The organism is Enterorhabdus sp. P55 (assembly GCF_009911695.1).
Lineage (GTDB): Bacteria > Actinomycetota > Coriobacteriia > Coriobacteriales > Eggerthellaceae > Enterorhabdus.
Genome location: NZ_QWKK01000165.1, coordinates 1 through 3,469, shown reverse-complemented (window position 1 = coordinate 3,469; position 3,469 = coordinate 1). Strand labels below are relative to the sequence as shown.

At 71.1% G+C, this 3,469-nt stretch carries 3 protein-coding genes; all 3 read left to right on the top strand.

Annotation, left to right across the window (positions count from 1 at the left end):
• Positions 1-377 precede the first annotated feature (377 nt).
• The 3 genes from D1643_RS10290 to D1643_RS10280 are packed head-to-tail and all read left to right on the top strand — an operon-like array spanning position 378 to position 3,408.
• On the top strand, positions 378-1,313 hold the full coding sequence (locus D1643_RS10290) for an ABC transporter ATP-binding protein (protein WP_160710531.1): 936 nt from the start codon (positions 378-380) through the stop codon (positions 1,311-1,313).
• A gap of 9 nt (positions 1,314-1,322) precedes the next feature.
• Entirely contained in the window at positions 1,323-2,510 is a 1,188-nt protein-coding gene (locus D1643_RS10285) for an ABC transporter permease (protein ID WP_160710530.1), read from the top strand.
• A complete protein-coding gene (locus D1643_RS10280) occupies positions 2,497-3,408 on the top strand; it encodes an ABC transporter permease (RefSeq protein ID WP_160710529.1) in 912 nt (303 codons plus the stop codon). The genes D1643_RS10285 and D1643_RS10280 overlap by 14 nt, the downstream gene beginning before the upstream one ends.
• The last annotated feature ends 61 nt before the right edge of the window (positions 3,409-3,469 follow it).

Sequence of the window (3,469 nt, the reverse complement as noted above, 5' to 3'; positions counted from 1 at the left end):
CCGCCGCGCCGCCGCGCCGTGCCGGCCGTCTTCCGGCAGCGCCGCGTCCGCGCCCGCCAGGCACGCGGCCAGCAGCAGGCCGGCCACGTCTTGCGCCCCTGCGCCCTCGCCGGCGACGAGGGAGGCGCCTGCCATCGCGGCCAGGCACAGAAGCAGGATGATTGTCTCGTCGACCACGCGTTCCATGGGGCCATTATAGGGCTCGCCCCCTGCCGTCGCCCCGCGCTGCCGCGCCCTTGGCGCTCCTCGTGACAAATGTCACCCGTCGCGCCTGCGAAAGCGCGCCGGGCGCCATCTCGTGACAGCCGTCACTTCCGCGCGCCGGGTGCTTCTGGGATGATCGATCCTGAGGACAATCTGGGGGAAGGACGCCTTCTGTGGACATCGTATCCGTCGACAACCTCGTTAAGCGCTACGGGGATCTCATCGCGCTCGACCATTTCAACCTGCACATCCGGCCCGGTGAGGTCTTCGGCCTGCTCGGCCCCAACGGGTCGGGCAAGACCACGGCCATCAACTGCATCCTGCAGCTGCTCACCTTCGACAAGGGTGCCATCCGCCTGTTCGGGGAGGACATGGCCCCCACTCGCTATGACCTGAAGCGGCGCATCGGCGTGGTGCCGCAGAACGTGGCCGTGTTCGAGGAGCTCACCGTGCGCGAGAACGTCGACTACTTCTGCTCGCTCTACGTGGCCGACCGCGCGCGCCGCCGCCAGCTGGTGGGGGAGGCCATAGCCTTCGTGGGGCTCGAGGACTACGTGCGGTTCCGCCCGCGCAAGCTCTCCGGCGGCCTGCTGCGCCGTCTCAACATCGCCTGCGGCATCGCCCACAAGCCCGACCTCGTGTTCTTCGACGAGCCTACCGTGGCCGTGGACCCGCAGAGCCGCAACGCCATCCTCGAGGGCATCAAGGCCATGAACGAGGCCGGCGCCACGGTGGTCTACACGAGCCACTACATGGAGGAGGTCGAGGAGGTCTGCACCCGCCTCATGATCATGGACAAGGGGCGCGGCGTGGCTGAGGGCACCAACGCCGAGCTCAAGGCCATGGTGAGCACGGGCGAGCGCATCGAAGTGGAGGTGGTCGATCCCCCCGAGCCGGCGCTCGCCGCCCTGCGGGCGCTCGCGCATGTGCGGCGCGCCACGGTGGTCGACGGGCGCCTGGTCGTGCTTTGCGAGCAGGGGTCGCGCAACGTGGCCGACGTGTTAGCGGTGCTCGAGCGCCACGCGGTGCCCACGGGACGCATCTACGCAGAGCCGCCGACCCTGAACGACGTGTTCCTCGAGATCACCGGCACCGACCTGAGGGACTAGGGGGCCGCCATGACCGACGTCTTCGTGATGACCCTCAAGACCCTCGTGCGCGACCGCGGCCTGTTCGTGTGGGGCCTCGCGTTCCCGATCCTGCTCTCCACCATGTTCCTGTTCATGTTCGCCAACCTAGACGACCTGCAGAGCTTCGACGCGGTGCCCACCGGCGTGGTGGCTGACGAGGCGTGGGAGGGCTCGGCTCTGGCCGCGGTAGTGGATGAGCTGGCCGAGCCGGGCGCGGCGGGGGAGGGGCCGCTGCTGGCCGTGACCTCCTATCCCGATGCCGAGGCTGCCCGCTCGGCGCTCTTCGGCGGCGAGGTGGACGGCGTGCTGTCCGTGGGCGCCGGCGGCGAGCCGCGCCTGGCCGTGGCGCCTACCGATGACTCGCTCAGCGCCGTCAAGGTGAACCAGACCATCCTCCAGAGCGTCGTGAGCACCTACGCGCGCGATCAGGCCCTCGTGCGCGACGTGGCCCGCACCGACCCGGCCGCCCTGGCCGACCCGGCGCGCCTAGCCGACGCCTTTACGCCGACGGGCGCTATCGAGGCAGTGTCGCTCACGCGCTCGGCGCCCAAGGAGTCCGTGCGGTTCTACTACGCGCTGTTCGGCATGGCGGCGCTGTTCGGCGGCACCATCGGCATGACGGCCATCAGTCGCGCCCAGCCCAACCTCTCGCCGCTCGGCGCCCGCCGCGCCCTGGGGGCGATGCCGCGGGTGCGTATGCTCGTGGCCACGCTGGCCGCCAGCTGGACGGTCGCCTTCGCGTGCCTGCTCGCGGCGTTCGCCTACGTGCGGCTGGTGGCGGGGGTTGACTTCGCCGGGCGCGAGGGGCTCTGCGTGGTCGGCCTGGCCTTAGCGGCGCTGCTGGCCACGGCGCTCGGCACCTTCGTCGGCGCGCTGCCCAAGATCGACTTCTCCGCCAAGAGCGGCATCATGACGGCGCTCGTGTGCCTGCTCTCGCTGTTCGCCGGCCTCTATGGCGAGCCGTGCATGGAGCTGGCCGACCTCATCGCCCGGGAGGCGCCGCTGCTGGCCGCCGTCAACCCGGCCACCGTGGTGACCGACCTGTTCTACAGCCTGTACTACTACGACGCGCTCGGTCCCTACCTGGTCAAGGCGACTACCTTGCTGGCCATGGCCGCGGTGCTGATCGTCGCGTCGCTCGCGTTTGTGAGGAGGCAGCGCTATGCGAGCATTTAAGTACGCCCTGCGGGTGGTGGCCGCCCACCCGGCCTACCTGGTCGTCTACGCCGTAGTTCTTTCCCTCATGGGGGTGTTCCTGGCCGGCGCGCTGACGACGGGGGATGATCCTGCCTATGAGCCGGCGCGCCCGGCGGTGGCCGTCGTCGACCGCGGGGGCGGCGAGCTGGCCGAGGGGCTGCGGGCCTTCCTAGCCGAGGGGTGCGACCTGGTGGCGGTGGATGACGAGCCGTTCGCGCTGCAGGACGCGGTGGCCCGCGGCGAGGCGGCCTGCGTGGTCGTGGTGCCCGCGGGCTACACCGAGGCGTTCCTCGACGCCGCGCGCGCAGGCGGCGACGCGCCCGTGCTCGAGGTGGCCTACAGCTTCGACTCGCTGGCCGGCACGCTGGCCAGCTCTGAGGTCGACCAGTACCTGGGGCTCGTGCGCGCCGCCGCCGTGCTGCAGCCCGATGCGCCGGCCGTCGAGCTGGCGCATCGCGCGGCGCAGGCGGGGGAGGAGCGCGCCGAGGTGGAGACGGTGACGCCGCCCGGCGGCACGGCCGTGGGCAGCAGCCTCGTCTTCTACCTGAAGTGGTGCTCCTACACGCTCACGGCCGCGGTCGTGGTGTCGGTGGGCGTGCTCATGGGCGCCTTCAACCGCACCGACCTGCGCCGGCGCAGCATCGTCTCGCCCGTGTCGAGCCTGACGCTCGGCCTGCACGAGGCCGGCGCTGCGCTGGTGGTGGCCCTGGGCGTGGTGGCGCTCATGCTGGGGCTTGGCTGGGCGGCCTTCGGCGGGAGCGTGGCGGCGCTGCCGCCCGAGACGTTGGGCCTGATGGTCCTGGATGTGGTGGCGCTGGCCCTCGTGCCGCTGTCGCTCGGGTTCCTGATGGGCCAGCTAGGTGTTGTGTGCCAATAGGTTGTTTACGCCGACGATGCGCGACATGGGCGGCAGGCCCCCGCAGGCGCTGTGCGGCCTG

Bases quoted from the DNA above. Each gene is read 5' to 3' on its own strand.
- D1643_RS10285 (WP_160710530.1), top strand. From the start codon at position 1,323: ATGACCGACGTCTTCGTGATGACCCTCAAGACCCTCGTGCGCGACCGC.
- D1643_RS10280 (WP_160710529.1), top strand. From the start codon at position 2,497: ATGCGAGCATTTAAGTACGCCCTGCGGGTGGTGGCCGCCCACCCGGCC.